The following is a 21,639-nucleotide window of genomic DNA, read 5'->3' on the forward strand; positions in this document are numbered from 1 at the left end:
GCGGCGAGCCAGCTCACCGAGCTGAAAGGCCGTAGGCCTGCCGGGGGGCGGCATCCGGCCGCCGCTACCCCGCAGCCGGCCTTGTTTCCTCTACGTTCCCTCCACAACGACACCTCATGGCTCACTTGCGCGTCATACCTAGGTGAGCGACTGCCGGCAAGGAGAGACATGACCACACCGTCGAATTGGTGCAACACCCACCGCGGCCCCACTGACGAGGTCATCCCCGTGGCCGTAATCGAGGCCAACTCGGGCTCCGGCGGCACCATATGGTCCTGCCCCGACTGCGTGGAGCGGTTCGGGATCGTGCCCCTCGGTGAGCAATCACCCGATCATCCCGCCTCGCGCATCCAGTATCGAGACCCCCCGTCGAAGGCGGGATAGGCGAAGGACCGGCCAACGGTCGTCGGCGAAGGACCGGCCAACGGTCGTCGGCTGGTGAAAGAGGTCAGCGGAAGCGCTCGACGTGCTCCGCAGCCCAGGCCGCATAGGTGCGCGCCGGTCGGCCGGTGACCTCTGCCACGGTCGGCACCACCGTGTATCCCTCGGGCGGCGGGTTGCTGTGCCAGGCCGCCAGCATCTCGATGGCCTCCGCAGACACGCCCGAGCTGCGCCAGCGCTCGCGCGCCTGCTCGTCGGTGAGTTCCACGTAGCGCAACTCGCGGCCGAGCGCCGCCCCCAGCGCCGCTATCTTCTGCGGCACCGTCAGCGCCTGCGGGCCGCTCAACCGGTAGGTGCGGGCCTCGTGGCCGTCCTCGGTGAGCGCGAGCGCGATGACGGCCGCAACGTCGCCCTCGTGAATCGTGGCGTTCAACGCCTGCGGGTACGGCTCCCGCACCACACCATCGACGCGTACCGCTTCGGCCCAGGCGAGCGAGTTGGACATGAACTCACCCGGCTGGATCAGCGTCCAGGCGGCCGTCCCACCGCGCACGGCGCGCTCCACGCTGCCCTCCTGGCCGCTCCACAGCACCGTCACGCGGCGCACCCCGGCCTTCTCCACCAGCTCCGCGAGCTCGGGCCCGGTGGTCAGCGGCGCCTCGCTGCCGTTGTACGTCGTGAGGTGAACACCGCTGACGCCGTCGAAGGCCGCGCCAAGAGTCTCCGGCTTCGTCAGGTCACCTCCCACCACCTCCACCTCAGCGGGCAGCGTCGCCAGCTGAGGGGTGCGGCTCAGTGCGCGCACCCGGTGGCCCTTGCCGAGAAGTTGCTCCACCACATGGCGGCCGACATTGCCGGTCGCTCCAGTCACCAAGATCGTCATGGGTGCCTCGTTGCCCTTCGCGTGGATCACCCGGCCCGCTGGTTCGTGCGGGCCGGCCCGTCGGAACCGCACGGATATTGCGAGCGTAGAACCTGAACTATGGTTTAAGTCAAGGGTGATCGCGCCGGCCGGCAATCCACCCGCCACTGATCGCAAGCTTCAAGACGGTGGTCGAGGCAACCGAGCCGTGCCGGACCAGTCACCGGCCGCCACGTCGTCGCGCAGCGTGCCGCGCCTCGCGCGCGACCGCGCACTGGAACACGTCCGGGCGGCGGTCTTCCGTCCCTGGGCCGAAGGAGTCGTCGGCGCCCAGGTCACGGCCGTCGCCCGCGATGGCCGCTGTCTCGGTGGGGCTGATGCGAGGGAAGAGCAGGCGGGCTGCCTGCCCCTTGGCGGCCAACAGCATTTGCTGCGACGTCTAATACGGTTAGCGAAAGGCGGTCTGACCTGCGGAGAGGCGGGTTGGGTGGCCTTTGCGGTGCGCACGCAGTCCGCAGCGGGCTAAATGAGTGCGGCACGAGGGAAGCTGCCGGGACGGGCGGGAAGAAGTCGCCGGGTTACCCCCTGGGGGCTGAAAAGGCGAGCCGGGACTCAGCCGGTCGGCCCGAAGGCGGCGGCCGGTGCGACGCTCGGCGCATCGTCTACGATCGCGGCAATCGACCCCCTCCCAAGCCTCCCCAGGATGCTCAAATGGGAGGGGCCTCTGCCTTTTCCGGGGTGCGAGTAAGGGCCGCCGCTCTCCTCGCCCGGTGAACCTCGATGCGAGCGAGGCGCACAAGACCAGCCTCAGCCCGTCCCGTCCGGCGGGCTACCCCTTCACCGCACCCCCCAGCGCGAAGCCGCCCCCCAGTTTGCGGGCGATCAGCACGTACAGCAGGATCACCGGCGTCGAGTACAGGATGGAGAACGCCGCGAGCTGGCCGTAGACGACGGTGTCGTAGCTGCCGAAGAAGGTGAACAGGGTGACCGATGCCGGGAGTTGGTCGGGTGTGAGGAGCAGCATGAAGGGGACGAAGAAGTTGCCCCACATCATGATGAAGCTGTAGATCGTCACGACCGTCAGGCCGGGGCCCATCAGCGGCAGGATGATCCGCAGCAGGGTTTGCAGCCAGGAGGCGCCGTCCGTCCAGGCGGCTTCCTCCAGGGCGATCGGCACGCCGTCCATGAAGTTCTTCATCAGCCAGATGGCGAAGGGCAGTTGCGTGGCGGCCAGGAACAGGGCCGTGCCGAGGAGGCTGTCGATGAGCTCGACCTGTACGTAGAGGCCGTAGACCGGGACCATGATCGCGGTCAGTGGCAGGCAGGTGGTGAACAGCACGGTCAGCAGGTACGGGCGCACCAGGCGGGAGCGGTAGCGGGAGAGCGGGTACGCGGCGAGGGCCGCGCACACCACCGTCAGCAGCGTCGCCCCGCCGCACAGCAGCAGGCTGTTGAGCATGGGGCGGAAGGTGATCTCTTGCGTCCATACGGCGTCGAAGTTGTCCATGGTGGCGGGCGACGGCGCCCCGACCCGCAGGCTGGCGTCCGCGTCGAGGGAGGCGAACAGCAGCCACACCAGTGGGAGTACGAAGAGCGCGGCGATCGCCAGGAGCGCGAGGTCCACGCCGGCGCGGCGGCGTAGTCGGCGCGCGGCCCCCCGGGTGCGGCGCACGGGCGCGCGAGGTGGGGCGGGGGCGGGTACGGGAACGCCGGCCGGTGGCGCGGGCGTGGCGGGAAGGCTGGACGACGACACGGTCCTCATACCTCCGTACGGAGCAGGCGCAGATAGACGGCGGAGAACAGGGCCCCGATGAGCAGCAGCAAAAGGGCCACGGCCGTGCCGTAGCCGATGAGGGCCTTGAGGAACGCCTGGTCGTACATGAACACCGGCAGTGTCTGGCTGCGGTTGCCGGGTCCGCCACGGGTCATGGCCCAGATCAGCCCGAACACGGAGAGGGTTTGCAGCGTGTTCAGCATCAGGTTGGTGCCGATGGAGCGGCGGATCATCGGCAGCGTGATGAACCACAACTGGCGCCAGCCGCCCGCCCCGTCCACCTCGGCGGCCTCGGTGATTTCCCGGGGAACGTCGGAGAGTGCGGCGGAGTAGATGAGCATCGAGAACGCCGTGCCGCGCCATACGTTGGCGATGGAGACGGCGACGATGGGCGCGCTGTACAGCCAGTCCTGGGACGGCAGATGGGCCCAGTCGAGTACGGAGTTGAGGGTGCCCTCGTCGCGGAAGAACGCGTACAGCAAGAAGCCCGCGACGATCTCCGGGACTACCCAGGCCGCGATCACGATGGAGCCGGTGAGCGTACGCACCGGCTTGGACGCGCGGCGCATCAGCAGGGCGAGGGCGAGCCCCAGGGTGTTTTGGCCGACGATGGAGGACAGGAAGGTGAAGGTGAGGGTGAGGACGACGGCGTTGCGAAAGTGCTTGTCATCGAACGCGCGCTGGAAGTTGTCGAAGCCGACGAAGCTCGTGGAGGACGATCCGGTCAACTGCATGTCGGTGAAGGCGATGGCGACGCAGTAGACGATGGGGCCGCCGAGGAACAGCAGCAGGAGCACGGTGGCCGGGGCGAGCGGCAGCCAGCGCAGCGGGCGGTGCCGGCGGACGGTGCCGGTGGCCTTGGGGGAGACCGATGCGGGGGGCGGGGTCGGCTCGGGCTCGGCCGGTTGCTGGGTGAGGGTGCTCATCGGCTGCGGTTCACCACCTTGCCATCGGCGATGGACCGCAGTTCCTTGTCGTAGTCCTTCGCGGCCGAGGCCGCAGAGGTGCCGCTGGTGGTGACCGCCTCCATCGCCTCGCCGATGGCGGAGGAGACCCGCGGGTAGACCGGCAGGGCGGGCCGGTAGTGGGTGTGGCGCACCAGGTCGGTGAAGAACCTGATCCCCGGCATCGATGTCAGATATCTGCGGTCCGTGGCGACGTCCTCGCGCACGGCGATCTGCGCATCGCGCAGGGTCCACTCGACCGCGTTCGGCTGGGTTTGCAGCGTCTCGATGAGCTTCCAGGCCAGGTCGGGCTTCTCGGACTTGGCGGGGATGGCCCAGGTCCAGCCACCGGACATGCTGACCTTGCCGGGCGGATCACCGTACTGGGTGGGCATGGGGGCCTGCCCGAGGGCGCGGGACCACTCGGGCCAGGGGCGCCCGCCGGTCTCCCGCCAGAACTGGCCCATCCAGGAGCCGTCCAGCGCGATGGCGACCTTCCCCTCCGGGAGCAGTTCGGTGGCGACCCGGGTGGTGACATTGGGGTCCACCGCATCCGATGGGTGCGGGCCGAGGCGTTCGCCGTAAACGGTCTTGAGGAAGCCGAGCGCGTCCTTGAAGCCCTGTCCGCCGGCGATCCACTTCTTTGCCTTCGGGTCGTAGAGCGGATCGGCGCCGGTGCCGTAAAGCAGCATTTCGAAGCCCTGCATCACCGACGCCTCGCCCGGGCCCTTGCCGGTGTAGACGTTGAGCGGGATGACGCCCGGCACCTTCTTCTTGATGGTGCGGGCCGCCGTCAGGAGCTCGTCCCAGGTCTTGGGCTGCCAGTTCGTGGGCAGGCCCGCCGTGGCGAACACCTTCTTGTTGAACCACAGGCCCCTGGTGTCGGTCCCGATCGGCACTCCGTACGTCTTGCCGTCCTCCGCCTTGGCCGCGGTCCTGGCCTGCGGGAGGAACGCATCCCAGTCCCGCCACGTCCTCAGATAGCGATCGAGGGGGCGCAGATAGCCGCTGGCGACATCGGAGTTGATGATGAACGTGTCCTCGTAGACGACATCGGGCGCGGTCTTCGACGAGCGCATCATCTGCTGGATCTTCACCCAGTAGTCGGGCTGCGCCGCCTGGATGGGGATCAGCTTGACCTTCTTGCCCCGGTGCTCGCGTTCGAACTGCTTCTTCACCATGGACAGGTAGTGGTCCATGTGCCGGACCTTGTTGTCCGTGTTGCGCAGATACACGACCTTGAGGGTGTTCGGGTCGTTCCCGAACGCTCCGCATGCGGTGAGCGAGGTGGCCGTGATCGCGAGGGCGGCGGAGAGGATGAGCGGGGCGGTGGGGCGCACGGGCACGGCCTCCTTGGGCACAGCGCTCTTCGGCGCTGAGGAGACGCCGAGGGGGCGCGGCTGTGACTGTCCGGCGACCGTACGAGCAACTCTGACGGCTGGTCAATGGCCCCACCTCGCTGCATCGTCGGGTACACCGGTACGGCGCAGCGCGGCGGTGCCCAGTGGTGCGGGGCCGTGGGGCAGATGTGGCGGGGCGGATCTCGGTGGGCGCACGCGCGGCCCGGCGCCGTGGTGAGGCGCCGGGCCGCGGGTGAGGTGAGCGGGTGGGGTCAGGGGGTCCAGAAGTTGTGCGTGACGACCAGCATCGACTGTAGTTGCACGCTGGCGGAGTAGTAGTCGCCCGAGCTCGGCGAGGTGGCGGCCAGCTTCTTCCACAGCGCGTCCAGCCACGCCTGGCCGTCGCCATCGGTCATCGCCGCGACCGCGAACGGCGCGAAGAACGCGGCATCGTTGCCGTCACCGTACGCCGAGCCGTTCAGCCGGTAACCGTTGAGGATCTTCGACGGGTTGCCCCCGGTCTTCGACTCGGCCCATGAACTCAGCTTGCCGGCCGCCTTCTTCGACGCCCCGTCCCCGTGCAGGGCGGCGTCGGTGCCGATGCGCCACGGGTCGCGGCAGGCGTTCCAGTCGTAGTCGCCGTCGTTCTCGTCCTCCAGCACCTTGCCCGAAGCGGGCTTGGGCGTGCTGGTGGTGTTCACCACGAAGTCGGGCAGCAGCCCGGTCTTCGGCGCGTGCTTGTCCTGGAGGTCCGCGATGACCTGCTGCGTCTTGGTGCGCACCGCGTCCCAGGTGGTGTCCCCGGTGGCCTTCTTGAACGCCCGGAAGTGGCCGGCCATCCAGTCGGAGGTGCGGGAGATTTTGTCGTCGTCGCCCGACGACCAGTCGCCGAGCTTGAGCAGCTTGGTGCCGCTGTGCAGCTCGCTCTTCTTGATCGCGTTGATCCGCTTGACGGCCAGCGCCTTGTAGTCGTACGCACCGGAGCTGCCCCACTGCCGGTCGGCGAGGAGCAGCCCGTACGCGATGTCGAGGTCGCCGTCGGTCGCCGAGTCGGTGCCGTTGACGCTCTTACAGCTCTCGTTCTGCTCGGCGGCGTGCAGATCCTTGTTGATCGACGAGGGGTGCGCCAGCACGTACTTCAGGAGGCCGTCGAAGATCTGCTGCGCGTCGGCGTCGGCGCCGGCCATGGTCGCGGTGATGACCATGCCGTATCCCTGCGCCTCACCGACGTACGCATGGTCGGCGTCGGGCGAATACACCTGGTACCAGCCGTTGCCGCAGTTTTGCTTGACGAAGTTCGCCTTCCACTTCTTGTAGAAGGAGGCGACCTTGGCGTCGTTGGCCTGCCGGTCGCCGGACGGGCTGAGGGTGCCCTTGGCGTACGAGAAGGAGTGGCTGCCGAACGGGATGGCGGGGGCGGCCTGAGTGCGCGGGCCAACGTCGGTGGGGGCCGCGGCGGGGCTTGCGGCCGAGGCGGGGGCGGCGGGTGCGGCGTGACTGCTGGGCACGCCGGCGAGCCAGAGTCCGCCGCCGCCGGCGAGGGTGACGGCTGTGAACACGGCGAGCGTGCCGCGGTTTCTCACCTTTGCCACGTCATGACTCCATCCTGGGGCGGGAGTTGGAGATGTGAACGGTAGCGAGCGCACTTGAACGCGACAAGGCGATCAATAGGAAAGTTTCCTGTTTACTCGGCGTTTGCGTGTATGTGCTGCTGAAGCGCTCTGTGGGGCTACCGGGTGCCGGGGGAGACCCAGCGATAGGACAGCTCGGGGCGGCCCACCTGCCCGTACTGCGGTGTGCGGGCCGCGCGGCCGGTGTCCACCAGGTACTCCAGATAGCGCCGGGCCGTGATCCGCGAGATGCCCACCGCCTCGGCCGTCGCGTTCGCGGAGCTGCCGTCCGGGGCCGCACGCAGCGCGTCGGTCACGCTCTGCAAGGTGGCCAACGTCAGCCCCTTCGGCAACTCGGCCGACTGCGGCGCGCGCAGCGCCGCAAGGGCCCGGTCCACCTCGTCCTGGCCGCTGGCTTCCCCCATGGTCACCGTGGCCCGGAACTCCGCGTACCGCATCAGCCGCTCGCGCAAGGTCGCGAAGGTGAACGGCTTCAGCACGTACTGCACCACCCCGAGCGAGACGCCCTCCCGTACGACGGCGAGATCCCGGGCCGACGTCACCGCGATGACATCCACGCCATGGCCGGTCGCCCGGAGCGTCCGCACCAAACGCAGCCCATGGCCATCAGGCAGGTACAGGTCAAGCAGCAGCAGGTCGATGGCCGTACGGTCCAGCTTGCGGCGCGCCTCGGAGCCGGAGTGCGCGGTGCCCACCACGGTGAAGCCGGGCACCCGGCCGACGTACAGTGCGTGCGCGTCCGCCGCGACGGGGTCGTCCTCGACGACGAGCACCCGAATCGGCTCGCTGGCCCTGCTGCCATCGGGCTCGGGGGTGCTCATGAGGCCTCATCGGAGGCCCCGGCCCCCGCCCCGCCGCCGGAGCGGGGGCCCGTGCTGGTGTCTGTGCCCGTGCTGGTGTCCGTGCCGGGGTACGGGCCCGGGGCGGCGTCCGATGGGGTACGCAGGGGGAGGCGGACCGTGAACTCGGCGCCGCCCTCCGGGGCGCGGCCCAGCGTGATGGTGCCACCGTTGCGGTGCACCGCCTGCCGCACGATGGCGAGGCCGAGCCCGTGTCCGGGCACCGCCTTGGTGCTCCAGCCCCGCTGGAAGATCTCCTCGGCGGCCCCGGGGCCGACTCCTGGGCCGTTGTCCCCGACGCGTAGCGACAACTCGCCGTCCAGCGCCTGCACGGTTACCTCGACCCGCCCCCGCCGCATGCCCGCGCGGGCCCCGGCGCCGTGGCCCAGCACGCCGCCGGTGCGCAGCATCGCGGCCTCTTCGGCCTCTTCGGCCTCTTCGGCGGACAGTGCTTCGCTCATCGACTCGGCCTCGTGCGGTAGGGCCGCTGCCGCCGGGCTCGTCGGCCGGCCTCTGCCGGGTGCCCGACCCAGGTCCGTATCGGCAGTGCTGGGGCGGCCTGGTGCGGCCATGGCGTGTGCGTCGGCCGCCGCGTCGATCGCGTTGTCCACCAGATTGCCCAAGATCGTCACCAGGTCGCGCGCCGGGAGGCTCGGCGGCAGGAGTCCGTCGTCCACGTGGCTTTCGGGAGTGAGGACGAAGTCCACCCCGTGCTCGCTGGCCTGTGCCGCCTTGCCCAGGAGCAGGGCGGCGAGCACCGGTTCGGCGACCGCGCCGACGACCTGGTCGGTGAGGGCCTGTGCCAGTTGGAGCTCGGCGGTGGCGAAGTCCACGGCCTCATCGGCGCGGCCGAGTTCGATGAGGGACACCACGGCGTGCAGTCGGTTCGCCGCCTCGTGCGCCTGCGAACGGAGCGCCTCGGCGAAGCCGCGTACCGAATCCAGCTCGCCCGACAGGGCCTGGAGCTCGGTGTGGTCGCGCAAGGTCACCACGGAGCCGCGCTGACCGCGACTGCTGACCGGCGCGGAGCTGAGGACCAGGACGCGGTCGGCCGTCAGATGCAGCTCATCGACGCGCGGCTGCGGGTCGAGCAGTGCGGCGGTCAGCGGCGCGGGCAGGCCCAACTCGTGCACGTGTCGCCCCACGAGAGGCACGCCGCGCTGACCGCTGGGGGCGACACCGTGCTCACCGGCGCTAGCCGCGCCTGGGCTGGGCGCGGAGCCCTTCGGCGTGGTGCCGGGCCCGGCGTTGGGTTCGGTGGTGAGTGCGGCGGCGACCGGCGCGGTGTTGAGGCCCAGCAGCTCCCGTCCGCCGTCGTTGATGAGTGCGATCCTGCGCTGCCCGTCGAGCATCACCAGCCCCTCCCGTACCGCATGGAGCGTCGCCTGGTGGTAGTCGTGCAACTGGCTGAGCTCGTTGGCGTTCATGCCGTGCGTATGGCGGCGCAGCCGGGCGTTGATGATGTACGTGCCCAGGCCGCCGAGGGCGAGCGCGGCTAGCGCGACGCCGATGAGCGCGAACACCTGGCGCCGCTCTTGCTCGGTGATCTCCTCGATGGTGATGCCCGCGCTCACCAGCGCGACCACCGGGCCCGGGCCGTCCGTGCCGCCGCCCTCGCGCACCGGGGCGACCGCGCGTACGGAGGGGCCGAGCGTGCCCGTGTACGTCTCCGAGAAGACGCGACCGCGCAGCGCGGGGCCGGTGTGGCCGAGGAACTTCTCACCTATCCGGCTGGGCTCGGGGTGGGTCCAGCGGACGCCGCGCGTATTCATGATCGTGACAAAGGCGACACCGGAGTCGAGGCGCACCCGTTCCGCGTACGGCTGGAGCACGGCCGTGGGATCGGGCGAACGCACCGCTTCGGCGATGGCCGGCGAGTTGGCGATGGTCGTGGCCGCGGTCTGTGCCTGGCGGCGCGCGGCCTCCTCGGCCTCGCCCCTGGCAGTCACGTACGTGAAGACGGCGCACCCGGCGACCACGGCCGCGACCAGCACGACCTGCATGGCGAAGAGCTGACCAGCGAGGCTGCGAGGGCGGGGGATGCGCATCGGCTCAGTGTGCCCGCTGTGCCGCGTATGAACGTAATGAACGTAAGGGTGACCGCCGTCACAGCGTGATGGATAGTCGCCGGGACATCCAGCACGTGAGTCGCAGGTACCCCGCCGAGCGGCCCGGCCAGATGTACTCAGCGTCGGCGGCTGAGCCGTACCCATGCAGCTCTCAGCCATGCCGAGCATCACGCACGACCGAAGGAGGCAGCCGTGGCTGCGCAGACCTCGCCGCGGGAACCGGGCCAGACGCCACCGGAATCCGGAAAGACACCGGGACAGGCGTCCGGGAAGACGCTGGGACAGTCGTCCGAGAAGACACTGGGACAGTCGTCCGGGAAGACATCGGGACAGGCGTCCGGGCAGGCGGCGCCAGGGCCCGTGAAGCGGGACAAGACGCACTATCTCTATCTCTTTGTCGTCATTGCCGTACTGCTCGGCATCACGCTGGGATTCGTAGCGCCTGACTTCGCCGTCGAGCTCAAGCCGATCGGCACCGGCTTTGTGAACCTGATCAAGATGATGATCTCGCCGATCATCTTCTGCACGATCGTGCTCGGTGTGGGATCGGTACGTAAGGCCGCCAAGGTGGGCGCGGTCGGTGGCCTGGCGCTTGGCTACTTCCTGTTGATGTCCACGGTCGCGCTCGCCATCGGGCTGCTGGTCGGCAACATCCTGGAGCCCGGCAGCGGGCTGCATCTGACCACCGACGCGGCCAAGGCGGGACAGGGTGAGGCCGCAGGAGCCAGTGAGTCCACCGAGGAGTTCCCGCTCGGCATCATCCCGACCAGCATGATGTCCGCCTTCACCCAAGGCGAGGTGCTCCAGACGCTGCTGATCGCGCTCCTGGTCGGCTTCGCGCTCCAGGCCATGGGGAAGACGGGCGAACCGATCCTGCGCGGCATCGGGCATGTGCAGCGACTGGTCTTCCGCGTGCTCGCGATGATCATGTGGGCGGCCCCCGTGGGTGCCTTCGGTGCCATCGCGGCCGTGATCGGCGAGACGGGTATCGACGCGCTGAAATCGCTCGCGGTCATCATGATCGGCTTCTACACCACGTGTCTGCTCTTCGTGGTCGTCGTGCTCGGCACGATCTTGCGGCTCGTCGCCGGCGTAAACCTGTTCCTGCTGCTGAAGTACCTGGCGCGGGAGTTCTTGCTGATCTTGTCCACCTCCTCGTCCGAGTCGGCGCTGCCGCGGCTCATCGCGAAGATGGAGCACGCGGGCGTCAGCAAGCCGGTCGTCGGCATCACCGTCCCCACCGGTTACTCCTTCAACCTGGACGGCACTGCGATCTATCTGACGATGGCCTCGCTGTTCATTGCGGAGGCGATGGGTGAGCCGCTCTCCCTTGGTCAGCAGGTCTCGCTGCTGCTGTTCATGATCGTCGCGTCGAAGGGGGCCGCCGGAGTCACCGGCGCCGGACTCGCCACGCTGGCCGGCGGTCTCCAGTCGCATCGCCCGGAACTGGTGGACGGCGTAGGTCTGATCGTCGGCATCGACCGCTTCATGAGCGAGGCCCGCGCGATGACGAACTTTGCGGGCAACGCGGTGGCCACAGTGCTCGTCGGCACCTGGACCAAGGAGATCGACCGGGACCGGATGCACGAGGTGCTGGCCGGACGGCTGCCGTTCGACGAACGCACCCTGCTCAACGACAGCCACGGCGGCCCGGCAGCCGATGAGGACGAGCCCGTGGACGGCCCGGGCGAGCGGGTCGCCCTGTCCAAGCAGGCATCGGCGGACTCCGACGCCGGCGCGGATGCTGGTGTTGGTGCGGGCGCTGGCTCGGGTGTTGGTGCTGGTGCTGGTGCTGGCGTCGGCGGGCAGCGGACCGCGAAGGTGTAGTGCATGGCCCGTTGACGGGCCGGCCCGGCCCGGCCTCGGTCGCGGGGGCCGGGACGGCCCAGCCTGGGCCGCTAGTGCTGGGGTCGGCTCCGCCTTGGCCACCCGCACTGAGCCGGCAGCCTCGGCCACCGGCCGCGCCGGATAGCCGCAGGCCGGTGACTGGATCGCCGCAGGCGGGGCAGGTGCCGGACAGGCCATCTCCACGGGGCGAGAACTCACCCCATCTCGCCCCACCCGCCGCCCCGTCCCCGCTCTCCCAAGGACGGGGCGGCTCACTCGCCCACCGAGCGCCCGCCTCGTACGCCCACATACATCCACGTACAACCATGTACGTGTACGCCCTCGTACGCCTAGTGCGCCGTGCATCCCGCAGCTACGCGGGCCGCAGCCAGATCGTCGCCAGCGGTGGGAGCACCGGCACGATGGATGCGGGCCGCCCGTGCCAACTCACCGGCTCGGCCTTCAGCAGCTCGGGATTGCCGACGCCGCTGCCGCCGTATCGCTCCGCATCGGTGTTCAGCACTTCTTGCCATCCAGGCACCGCAGCCGGTACCCCGATCCGGTACCCATGTCGCACCACGGGTGACATGTTGCTCACGCACACCAGCGGCCTGCCCTGCGCATCGTGGCGCGAGAACGCAAACACGTTGTCCTCGCCCGCGTCCCCTTCGATCCAGGCGAACCCCTCGGGCGCCGTGTCGCGCTCCCACAGCGCGGGCGTCGCCGCGTAACTTGTATTGAGATCGCGCACCAGGTCCCGCACGCCGCGATGGTCGGGCTCCGCCGTGTACGAGGGGTCAAGCAACCACCAGTCCGGGCCGTGCCCCTGCGACCACTCCGCGCCCTGAGCGAACTCCTGCCCCATGAAGAGAAGTTGTTTGCCGGGGTGGGCCCACATGAAGCCGAGGTAGGCGCGGTGGTTGGCGCGCTGCTGCCACCAGTCGCCCGGCATCTTGGAGACCAGGGCGCGCTTGCCGTGCACGACCTCATCGTGCGAGATCGGCAGCACGTAGTTCTCGGAGTACGCGTAGACCATTGAGAACGTCATCTCGTGGTGGTGGTACTTACGGTGCACCGACTCGTGCGCCATATAGCCGAGCGAGTCGTGCATCCAGCCCATGTTCCACTTCAGGCCGAAGCCGAGCCCACCGAAGCCGCCCGGGCCGATGTGGTGGGTCGCACGGGTCACGCCGTCCCAGGCGGTGGACTCCTCGGCGATCGTCACGACGCCGGGGCAGCGGCGGTAGACCGTGGCGTTCATCTCCTGGAGGAAGGCCACCGCGTCCAGGTCCTCCCGGCCGCCGTACACGTTCGGCGTCCAGCCGCCCGGCTCCCGCGAGTAGTCGAGGTAGAGCATCGAGGCCACCGCGTCCACCCGCAGCCCGTCGATGTGGAACTCCTCGCACCAGTACACCGCGTTGGCGACCAGAAAGTTCCGTACCTCCGTGCGCCCGTAGTCGAACTCCAGCGTGCCCCAATCCGGATGTGCCGCTCGCGCCGGGTCGCCGTGTTCGTACAGTGGCCTGCCGTCGAACTCCGCCAATGCCCACTCGTCCCGTGGGAAGTGCGCGGGCACCCAGTCCACCAACACCCCGACCCCGGCTCGGTGCAACGCGTCCACCAGGTACTTGAAGTCGTCCGGAGTGCCAAGCCTGGCCGTGGGCGCGTAGAAACCCGTCACCTGATAACCCCAGGAGCCGCCGAACGGATGCTCGGCGACCGGCATCAACTCCACATGTGTGAACCGGAGATCCTGCACATAACCCGGAAGCTGATCGGCGAGCTCTCGATACGTCAACCCCGGCCGCCACGAGGGGAGATGCACCTCGTATACGGAGAACGGCGCCTCGTGCACGGGGCGCTCGCCACGGCGCGCCATCCACGCCCCGTCCCCCCAGGAGTGGTGCGAGGCATGGACGACGGACGCGGTCGCGGGCGGGCACTCGGTGCGCCGCGCCATCGGGTCGGCGCGCAGCGTACGCGAGCCGTCGGGGCGGGTGATCTCGAACTTGTACAGCGCCCCCTCACCGACGCCCGGCAGGAACAGCTCCCACACCCCGCTGCTGCCGAGCGAGCGCATGGGGTAGGCGGTCCCGTCCCAGTAGGAGAAGTCCCCGGTCACCCGCACGCCGAGCGCGTTCGGCGCCCAGACGGTGAAGCGGGTCCCGGTGACGTCCTGGTGGGTCATCGGCCGCGCGCCCAGCGCGTTCCACAGCTCCTCGTGCCGTCCCTCGCGAATCAGATGCAGATCGAGTTCACCGATGGCGGGCAGGAACCGGTACGGGTCATGCAGCGCAAGCTCGCCGCTGCTGTTCCTGTTGTCGCTGGAGCTGTCGTTCCCATCGTTCTCGTAGGCGACGGCCAACCGGTAGGCCGGTACCTCGGGCAGGGGCAGCACGCCAGCGAACAGGCCATCCCCCTCGGTCTGCAACCGGGCCCGTAGCCCGTCCGCGATGACGGTGACGGTACGGGCAAAGGGCCGCAACACTCGAAACCGCACCCCGTCCTGTTCCAGGTGCGCGCCGAGTAGCGCGTGTGGGTCGTGGTGCGCGCCGTCGAGCAGCCGCCGCCGCTCATCGGGATCGAGCGGCGCGGCGGCCCGCACCCCACGGCCGCCCGTCGTCTGCGCGGCGACGACCGGACGCCCCTGCCGTACGTGCGGTGGCTCGGGCGTCCCGGGCGCGTGGGTCACACGCGACGCATCGGGCGCGGGGGGCTTCACGGGCGCCGTGGGCAAGGGGGGCGCGGTGGACGGGGGAGGCGTGGCGGATGCCCTGAACGCGGGAGGTACGGCGGGCGCCCCAAGCCCCGTGGGCGCAGTGCGCGCTGCGGGGCGTTGGGGGGCGCGGGGCGTTGGCCGGCCGTCGTACGAGAGCCGATCGATGCCATGGTCGGCAGCGCGCGGATGGCCATGGGTGACGGTCCCGGCCGGGCCGGTGGCGGCACCCGGCGTATCGGCCGCCGGCGTGTCGGGCGGTGCCGGTGGTTCGGCCGATCGCGCGGTGGGGGGTGCAGCGGGGGGTGCAGTGGGGCGGCGGTCACGGTGGCCGGGGGGCTCCCCTTGCCAGGAGCCGGGGGACGGGTGAGCGGTCACGGGATACTCCTCCAGAGCTGAGGGGACGTCAGGAAGACGGCTTATGTCGTGCTCCGGGCGTGGGGCCCGGCCAGACGCTGGATCGCGGACAGGGGGACGGGAAGCCAGTCGGGCCGGTGCCTGGCCTCGTAGAGCACTTCGTAAACGGCCTTGTCGGTCTCGTACGCGCGCAGCAGCTCCGGGTCATTGCGCGGGTCGTATCCGGAGGTCGCGGCGTAACCGGCGCAGTACGCGGCGCGGGCGGAACGGGCCCACTCCCGCAGCCGGGCCGCCTCGTCCTCGGCCCGGCCGGCGGGGTGGCTCCGTCCGTTTCGTCCGCTTCGCGTAGCCACCGCCGCCGCGTAGTCGAACGACCTGAGCATCCCGGCGACATCACGGACCACCGGCTGCGGGCGCCGCCGTTCGGCCAGCGGGCTGGCAGGCTCCCCCTCGAAGTCGATTAAGGTCCACCGGCCATCCCGCGCGGAGCGCAGTACCTGCCCGAGGTGGAGATCGCCGTGCACGCGCTGGGCTGGCCAGCAGCGTCCGGTGGCGCCGAGCGAGGCGAGGTCGGCGAAGGCGGCTCGAAGCGCCCCGCGATAGGGACGCAGTGCGGGCACGGCGCCCGCAACGACATCCAGCCGGCGGGACATGGCGGTGGTGAGGCGTTCGATCTGCGGCCGGCGTAGTGCGGTGGTGGGCAGCGACCGCGCGAGCGCGAGATGGACCTCGGCGGTGGCCTGCCCGAGCGCGTGCGCGGCCTCGGTGAAGTCGGTGACCCGGGCGAAACCCGCAGCCCCCGTCAGGTGGTCCAGGGCGTACTGCCAACCATCGGTGGAGTCGGCGAGATAGGGCTGAAGGAGGCCCAAGGTCAGCGTCTCGCGCGCCACGGGCAGGGACCCCGCTGTTCCGCCACCCGTCGCGCTCCCCGCCCCGTGCCCCGTCGCGCTCCAGGCCCCGTGTTCCTTGGCGCTCCGTGCTCCGTGCCCCGTCGCGCTCCCCGCCCCGTGCTCCGTGCTCCGTGCCCCGTCACCCATCGCGCTCCCCGCCCCGTGCCCCGTCGCGGTGGGCCTGCCTCCGTGCTGCGTCCCGGACGGTGCTCCGGGCGTGGTTGTCGTCTCGAACCACGCGGTGGGCGCGGGCACTCGGCGGCAGCCGGCTCGCGCCAGGGCAAGGGCCACCTCAAGATCGGGGTTGATGCCGGGGGCGATCCGGCGGAAGACCTTGAGGATGTACGCATCGCCGTACACCACCGAGGAGTTGGACTGCTCGGTGGCGAGCGGCCGGGGTGCGAGGCCGGATGCGATGGTGGCGCCGGGTTCGCGAAGGAAGCGCAGCGGTCCGAACGTGCCGGGCATCCGCAGGCGTTCGAGGAGCAAGGTGGCCAGCCGCGGATCGGCCAGAGCCTCGTACAAGACGAGGCCGCGCAACGGACCACTCGCCGGGCGGCCGACCAGCGCATGGGCCAGCCGCGGCGGCAATACGGCGGTCACCTCCATCACCGGGCCCCGCGAAGTGGTGCGGTTCGGGACCGGAGGCAGCACGCCGAGCAGCAGTTGATAGCAGTCCGACGACTCCGGTGGTTGCCCTGTCCGCGTTGCGGAGGATGGTTTCGCCCCCGTCGCCCCCGTCGCCCCCGTCGCCCCCGTCGCCCCCGTCGCCCCCGCCGTCCCTGTCGCTCCGTCCGCCGCTCGGCCATCGGCCATAGCTCCGCCATCGTCCGCCGCTCCACTGACCGCTGAGGCGCCGTCGCCTGCCGCTGCGGCGCCCGCGGGCTGCGCGTCATCCGTCGCCGACTCGGGCTGGTGCACCCGTACCAGCAGGTGCAGCAGGCCCACCGTGCTGCCGCCACCCGTGCAAGGGAGCAACTCAGCAGCGGAGACCAGGGTGAAGCCGCCGATCGGGCGGCCCTTGCCCGCGAACCAGCGCTGCCGGGGCAGCCACTCCGTGAGCAGCGGCGCAAGGGAGGCCAGCAACGCCTTGCCGCCGCTCGCCTCCACGGCGGCCCGCTTGCGACCGCTGTCCGGGCCGCTTGCTAGCGAGCCATCCAGCGGCGAGCCAGCCAGTAGCGCGCCATCCGCCTGCGCGCCATCCGGCTGCGTGGCGCCCGTACGCATGGCGGCCCACTTCTCGCCGCACGCTCCCGCGGCGACCTCGTTCACGGAAGTCAGGTGCGCGGCACTTGCCGCTGTAGGCGAGGGTGTGGGGGGTGACCCCCGGGACATTGAGGCGTCCGACATGACGTCGCGTCCTTTCCCCGGGGCACACGACAGATAGGATGAAGTGTCCCGGATTGCGGCATTTTCTGTGCGGCGGCGCGCGGTGGGAGTACCTCTCGGGAGACGCCCCGGGCGCGCCCGGGGGCGCCATCCCCGCGGAGAACTGCTGTGGGGCCTGAAAAACGTGCGAGATGGTGCGCGATCGTGCCGGTGGGCCGCCTGCTTGCGCACTGCGGCTTTCCCGCGCCGCCGGCGACATCCCGGCAGGGTCGAGCGCCTTAGACCATGAGCCGGGTTGCGCCGAAGAGGCGTCATCCGGAAAGCGCCGTGGGGACGGTGCGGCGTGCGCGCCGCCACTGCGATCGGCTCAACCCATCTGCGGGGTCGTGGGAGGGGTTCCCCTCGTGCCGAGGAAATAACACCCGTACGCGCCCGAAGTGGACGCGTACGGGGGAACCGCGGCGCGCGCTGCGGCCGGGTCCCGGGCGGGGCCTGGTCAGCGCCGTACGCAAGGCTGGGTACGGCGCGTGATTCAGCGCACCGCTACTGGCTCAGCGCACCGCTACATGGCCCGGCAGGCCGTTGAGGTCTGCGCGCTCGGCGCCCTCGGCCGGCCGCAGCCTGAACCAGTAGAAGCCGTGCCCGGCCAGCGTGAGCAGGTAGGGCAGCTCGCCGATGGCGGGGAACCGCACGCCGCCGATCAGCTCCACGGGGTGGCGCCCGCTGAACGTCTGGAGGTCAAGCTCCGTGGGCTGCGCGAACCGCGAGAAGTTGTTCACGCACAGCACCAGGTCGTCGCCGTGCTCCCGCAAGAACGCCAGGACGGCCGGGTTGCTTGAGGGCAACTCGGTGAAGGAGCCGAGCCCGAACGCCGGGTTCTGCTTGCGGATTTCGATCATCCGCCGGGTCCAGTGCAGCAGCGAAGCGGGGCTGCTCATGGCCGCCTCGACGTTGGTCACCTGATAGCCGTGGACCGGGTCCATGATCGTGGGCAGGAACAGCCGCCCCGGGTCGCAGGAGGAGAAGCCCGCATTGCGGTCCGGGGTCCACTGCATCGGGGTGCGTACGGCATCCCGGTCGCCGAGCCAGATGTTGTCGCCCATGCCGATTTCGTCGCCGTAATAGAGGATCGGCGAGCCGGGCAGCGCGAGGAGTAGGGCGGTGAACAGCTCGATCTGATTGCGGTCATTGTCGAGCAAGGGGGCGAGGCGGCGCCGGATGCCGATGTTGGCTCGCATCCGGGGGTCCTTGGCGTACTCCGCGTACATGTAGTCACGTTCCTCGTCCGTGACCATTTCGAGGGTGAGTTCGTCGTGGTTGCGCAGGAAGATGCCCCATTGGCAGCCCGAGGGAATGGCCGGGGTCTTGGCGAGGATCTCCGAGACCGGATAGCGGGACTCGCGGCGCACCGCCATGAAGATGCGGGGCATGACCGGAAAATGGAATGCCATATGGCACTCGTCGCCGCCTAGGGGGAAGTCGCCGAAGTAATCGACGACGTCCTCCGGCCACTGATTGGCCTCGGCGAGCAGCACGGTGTCCGGGTAGTGCGCGTCGATCTCCGCCCGTACCCGCTTGAGCAATTGGTGCGTGCGGGGCAGGTTTTCGCAGTTGGTGCCCTCCTCCGCGTACAGATAGGGCACGGCGTCCAGCCTGAATCCGTCGATGCCCAGGTCAAGCCAGAAGCGCAGCGCCGCGATGACCTCCTCCTGCACGGCGGGGTTCTCGAAGTTGAGGTCGGGCTGGTGCGAGAAGAAGCGGTGCCAGTAGTACTGCTTGCGTACCGGGTCGAAGGTCCAGTTGGAAGCCTCCGTATCCACGAAGATGATCCGGGCGTCCGGATACTGCTTGTCGTCGTCCGCCCAGACATAGAAATCGCCGTAGGGACCGGTCGGGTCCTTGCGGGACTGTTGGAACCACTCGTGCTGGTCGCTGGTGTGGTTCATGACGAAGTCGATGATGACGCGCATGCCGCGTTGGTGCGCCGCATCCACGAATTCGACGAAGTCGGCCAGGTCGCCAAAGTCGGGCAGTACGGCCGTGTAGTCGGAGACGTCATAGCCGCCGTCACGCAGCGGCGAGGCGAAGAACGGCGGCAGCCATAGGCAGTCAACGCCGAGCCATTGCAGATAGTCGAGCTTGGATGTGAGGCCCTTGAGGTCGCCGATGCCGTCCCCGTTGCTGTCCTGGAAGGAGCGGACCAGCACCTCATAGAACACGGCCCTTTTGAACCAGTCGGGATGCCGGTCGTCCGCCGGTGTGTCCTCGAAGGTGTCCTGGACGGGCTCGTTAACGATCATTGTGTGGGTGACCCTCCGATCGGTGAGGACGGTCGCAGCGAGAACACGTGCGCGGGCGCGATACCGCTGCCCGGCTCTAGGCGCACGTAGTTGTCGCTGCCCCAGTGGTAGGTGGTGTCGGTGAGCTCGTCGCGCACCGAAAGTGACTCGTGCCAGTCGAGGCCGAGTGCTGGCATGTCCAACGACACCGTGGCCTCGTGGGTGTGGTGGGGGTCGAGGTTGACCACGGTCAGAATGCAGTCGCCGCCCATCGCGTGGCCGCTCGGCCCGTCCGGGCGCAGGCTCGCGGGCTGCCCCGGCTGCGCGCCGGGCCGCTGCCCCGGCTGGGGCTCGGACCTCCGTTCGGGCACCCGCTTGGAGTACGCGATGACCGCCTCGTTGTTGGTGCGGTGGAAGTGCAGGTTACGGAGCTGCCGCAGGGCGGGGTGGTGCCGGCGCAGCCGGTTGAGCAAGGTGATCAGCGGGGTGATGGTGGCCCTTGTGCGCTCCGCTGCTGCCCAGTCGCGCGGTCGCAGTTCGTACTTCTCGGAGTGCAGGTACTCCTCGCTGCCCGCGCGCAGCGGTGTGCGCTCGCACAGCTCGTATCCGGCGTACATGCCCCAGGACGGTGACAGCGTTGCCGCAAGCACCGCACGGATCTCGAACGCGGACCGGCCGCCCTCCTGTAGATAGGCGTGCAGGATGTCGGGCGTGTTGACGAAGAGATTGGGCCGCATGTACGCGGCGGCGTCCCCGGACAGTTCGGTGAGGTAGTCGGTCAGCTCTCGCTTGCTGTTGCGCCAGGTGAAGTACGTGTACGACTGCTGGAAGCCGACCGCCGCCAGGGTGTGCATCATCGCGGGCCGGGTGAACGCCTCGGCGAGGAAGATGACATCGGGGTGGGTGCGGTTGATGTCGGTGATCACCTTCTCCCAGAAGATCACCGGCTTGGTGTGCGGGTTGTCGACCCGGAAGATCCGCACCCCGCGATCCATCCACAACCGCAGCACGCGCAGCGTCTCGCGGACGATGCCTGTGAAGTCCGCGTCGAAGGCGATCGGGTAGATGTCCTGGTACTTCTTCGGCGGGTTCTCCGCGTACGCGATGGAGCCATCGGCCCGGCGGTGAAACCACTGCGGGTGCTGGTCCACCCAGGGGTGGTCGGGCGAGCACTGGAGCGCGAAGTCGAGCGCCACCTCAAGCCGCAACTCGCGTGCCTTGGCGACGAAATGGTCGAAGTCCTCCAGCGTGCCCAGGTCGGGGTGGATCGCATCGTGCCCACCGTCGGCGGAGCCGATCGCCCACGGGCAACCCACATCGTGCGGGCCAGCGGAGAGGGAGTTATTAGGGCCCTTGCGAAAAGAGGTGCCGATGGGGTGGATCGGCGGCAGATAGACCACGTCGAAGCCCATCGCGGCCACCGCGGGCAGCCGCTCGGCGGCCGTCCGCAGGGTCCCACTGACCGGCGGCGCGCCTCCTTCGCGGTCCGTCACCACGGTTTCTTCAGGGGCCGTCATCCTGGCTCCTTCGGAGCGCGGAAACAGCTCGTACCAGGAGCCGAACAGGGCACGCTCCCGCTCCACCTGGAGCGGGGAAGGACGCGAACTGGTCAGTAGCTCACGCAGCGGGTGTCGGGCGAGTGCGGCGGTCACCTCGGGGGTGAGCGCGGCGGCGAGTCGGTCGGCGACCGGGCGGCAGTCGTCGAGCAGCCTGTCCATCGCGCTGAGTACCGCCTCCCTACCGTCGCTCTTGGGCACGCCGGCGGCGGCACGCTCATACAACTGGGCGCCCTCCTCCAGGACCAACTCGGTGTCGATCCCCGCCGGAATCTTGATCTTCGCGTGTGCCCGCCAGGTGCGTACCGGGTCGCTCCACGCCTCGACCGCGTACGTCCAGCGGCCTTCGCGATCCGGGGTGATGTCGGCGCCCCAGCGGTCGGTGCCGGGCGCAAGCTCGCGCATCGGCGTCCAGGGGCCGCAGCGCCCGGCCGGGTCACGGAGCACCACGTTGGCCCCGATCGCGTCGTGGCCCTCGCGGAAGACGGTGGCGCTGACCTGGAATGTCTCGCCCACCACTGCTTTCGCTGGGCGCCTTCCACAGTCAACGAGCGGGCGGACGTCCATCACGGGAATTCGGCCGATCATGGGATCACCTGAAGGTGTCGCTGGCGTGCGGGCGTGAGGGGCATTGATTCTTTCTACCGGGTGTGCCTGCCGATCACGGGGTACGGGCATGGCCGCTCCTGTCCGCGTTCACTCGGGTGGGCGGATCACTGGAGGCTGAGCGAGGGTCGAGGCCGCTGCGAGTGGGTGCGCCGCTCGCGTGCCGTGCTGTCCCCGGCCGGATCGGGGCCAGGTCTCGCCGCCGGTGCCAGGTGGCCGAGCGAGCGGCCGGACCACAG

14 protein-coding genes and 1 pseudogene are annotated in these 21,639 nt (G+C 69.7%); 2 read left to right on the plus strand and 13 right to left on the minus strand.

The features are described 5' to 3' along the window. Nucleotides 1-168: 168 nt before the first annotated feature. Nucleotides 169-384 (plus strand): hypothetical protein, encoded by a 216-nt coding sequence (locus FHS42_RS13760; RefSeq protein WP_184572488.1) that lies wholly within the window; start codon nt 169-171, stop codon nt 382-384. Between the two features lie 64 nt (nt 385-448). Here the strand turns inward: FHS42_RS13760 and FHS42_RS13765 are convergent, their stop codons facing one another. The 8 genes from FHS42_RS13765 to FHS42_RS13800 form a co-directional block, all read right to left on the minus strand. Further along, nucleotides 449-1,264, minus strand: coding sequence for an NAD(P)H-binding protein (locus tag FHS42_RS13765; protein WP_184572489.1), 816 nt, complete (start codon nt 1,262-1,264; stop codon nt 449-451). A 199-nt stretch (nt 1,265-1,463) separates the two neighbouring features. Continuing rightward, a complete protein-coding gene (locus FHS42_RS13770) occupies nt 1,464-1,664 on the minus strand; it encodes a hypothetical protein (RefSeq protein WP_184572490.1) in 201 nt (66 codons plus the stop codon). 408 nt (nt 1,665-2,072) lie between these two features. Further along, the gene (locus FHS42_RS13775; RefSeq protein WP_376772585.1) at nt 2,073-2,996 is read right to left on the minus strand and encodes a carbohydrate ABC transporter permease; all 924 of its coding nucleotides are present in this window, start codon (nt 2,994-2,996) and stop codon (nt 2,073-2,075) included. 5 nt (nt 2,997-3,001) lie between these two features. Then, complete coding sequence (locus FHS42_RS13780) at nt 3,002-3,943, minus strand: carbohydrate ABC transporter permease (RefSeq protein ID WP_184572492.1); 942 nt, start codon at nt 3,941-3,943, stop codon at nt 3,002-3,004. Further along, on the minus strand, nt 3,940-5,301 hold the full coding sequence (locus FHS42_RS13785; protein ID WP_184572493.1) for an extracellular solute-binding protein: 1,362 nt from the start codon (nt 5,299-5,301) through the stop codon (nt 3,940-3,942). Before FHS42_RS13785 ends, FHS42_RS13780 begins: the two co-directional genes overlap by 4 nt. A gap of 272 nt (nt 5,302-5,573) precedes the next feature. Next, nucleotides 5,574-6,893, minus strand: coding sequence for a family 8 glycosyl hydrolase (locus FHS42_RS13790; protein ID WP_312866861.1), 1,320 nt, complete (start codon nt 6,891-6,893; stop codon nt 5,574-5,576). 137 nt (nt 6,894-7,030) lie between these two features. Next, entirely contained in the window at nt 7,031-7,753 is a 723-nt protein-coding gene (locus FHS42_RS13795) for a response regulator (protein ID WP_184572495.1), read from the minus strand. Beyond that, on the minus strand, nt 7,750-9,819 hold the full coding sequence (locus tag FHS42_RS13800) for a sensor histidine kinase (protein WP_184572496.1): 2,070 nt from the start codon (nt 9,817-9,819) through the stop codon (nt 7,750-7,752). The genes FHS42_RS13795 and FHS42_RS13800 overlap by 4 nt, the downstream gene beginning before the upstream one ends. A 381-nt stretch (nt 9,820-10,200) precedes the next feature. Here FHS42_RS13800 and FHS42_RS13805 point away from each other — a divergent pair, with 381 nt between their 5' ends. Beyond that, the gene (locus FHS42_RS13805; protein WP_184572673.1) at nt 10,201-11,667 is read left to right on the plus strand and encodes a cation:dicarboxylate symporter family transporter; all 1,467 of its coding nucleotides are present in this window, start codon (nt 10,201-10,203) and stop codon (nt 11,665-11,667) included. A gap of 373 nt (nt 11,668-12,040) precedes the next feature. On the opposite strand, the gene glgB is transcribed toward FHS42_RS13805, so the two are convergent. The 5 genes and pseudogenes from glgB to FHS42_RS13835 form a co-directional block, all read right to left on the minus strand. Beyond that, nucleotides 12,041-14,272: a 1,4-alpha-glucan branching enzyme gene (gene glgB / locus FHS42_RS13810; protein WP_184572674.1), complete on the minus strand. Its 2,232-nt coding sequence runs from the start codon at nt 14,270-14,272 to the stop codon at nt 12,041-12,043. A 530-nt stretch (nt 14,273-14,802) separates the two neighbouring features. After that, nucleotides 14,803-16,239, minus strand: a complete 1,437-nt coding sequence (locus tag FHS42_RS36210) for a phosphotransferase (RefSeq protein ID WP_446696880.1) — start codon at nt 16,237-16,239, stop codon at nt 14,803-14,805. A gap of 309 nt (nt 16,240-16,548) precedes the next feature. After that, nucleotides 16,549-17,274, minus strand: a pseudogene (locus FHS42_RS39080) (maltokinase N-terminal cap-like domain-containing protein); the annotation flags it as partial. Nucleotides 17,275-17,510: 236 nt separating this feature from the next. After that, nucleotides 17,511-19,259, minus strand: coding sequence for a maltose alpha-D-glucosyltransferase (treS, locus tag FHS42_RS13830; RefSeq protein WP_184572497.1), 1,749 nt, complete (start codon nt 19,257-19,259; stop codon nt 17,511-17,513). Beyond that, the gene (locus tag FHS42_RS13835; protein WP_184572498.1) at nt 19,256-21,382 is read right to left on the minus strand and encodes an alpha-1,4-glucan--maltose-1-phosphate maltosyltransferase; all 2,127 of its coding nucleotides are present in this window, start codon (nt 21,380-21,382) and stop codon (nt 19,256-19,258) included. The genes treS and FHS42_RS13835 overlap by 4 nt, the downstream gene beginning before the upstream one ends. Between the last annotated feature and the right edge of the window lie 257 nt (nt 21,383-21,639).

The sequence above is a fragment of the Streptomyces zagrosensis genome (assembly GCF_014203645.1).
Classification (GTDB): Bacteria; Actinomycetota; Actinomycetes; order Streptomycetales; family Streptomycetaceae; genus Streptomyces; species Streptomyces zagrosensis.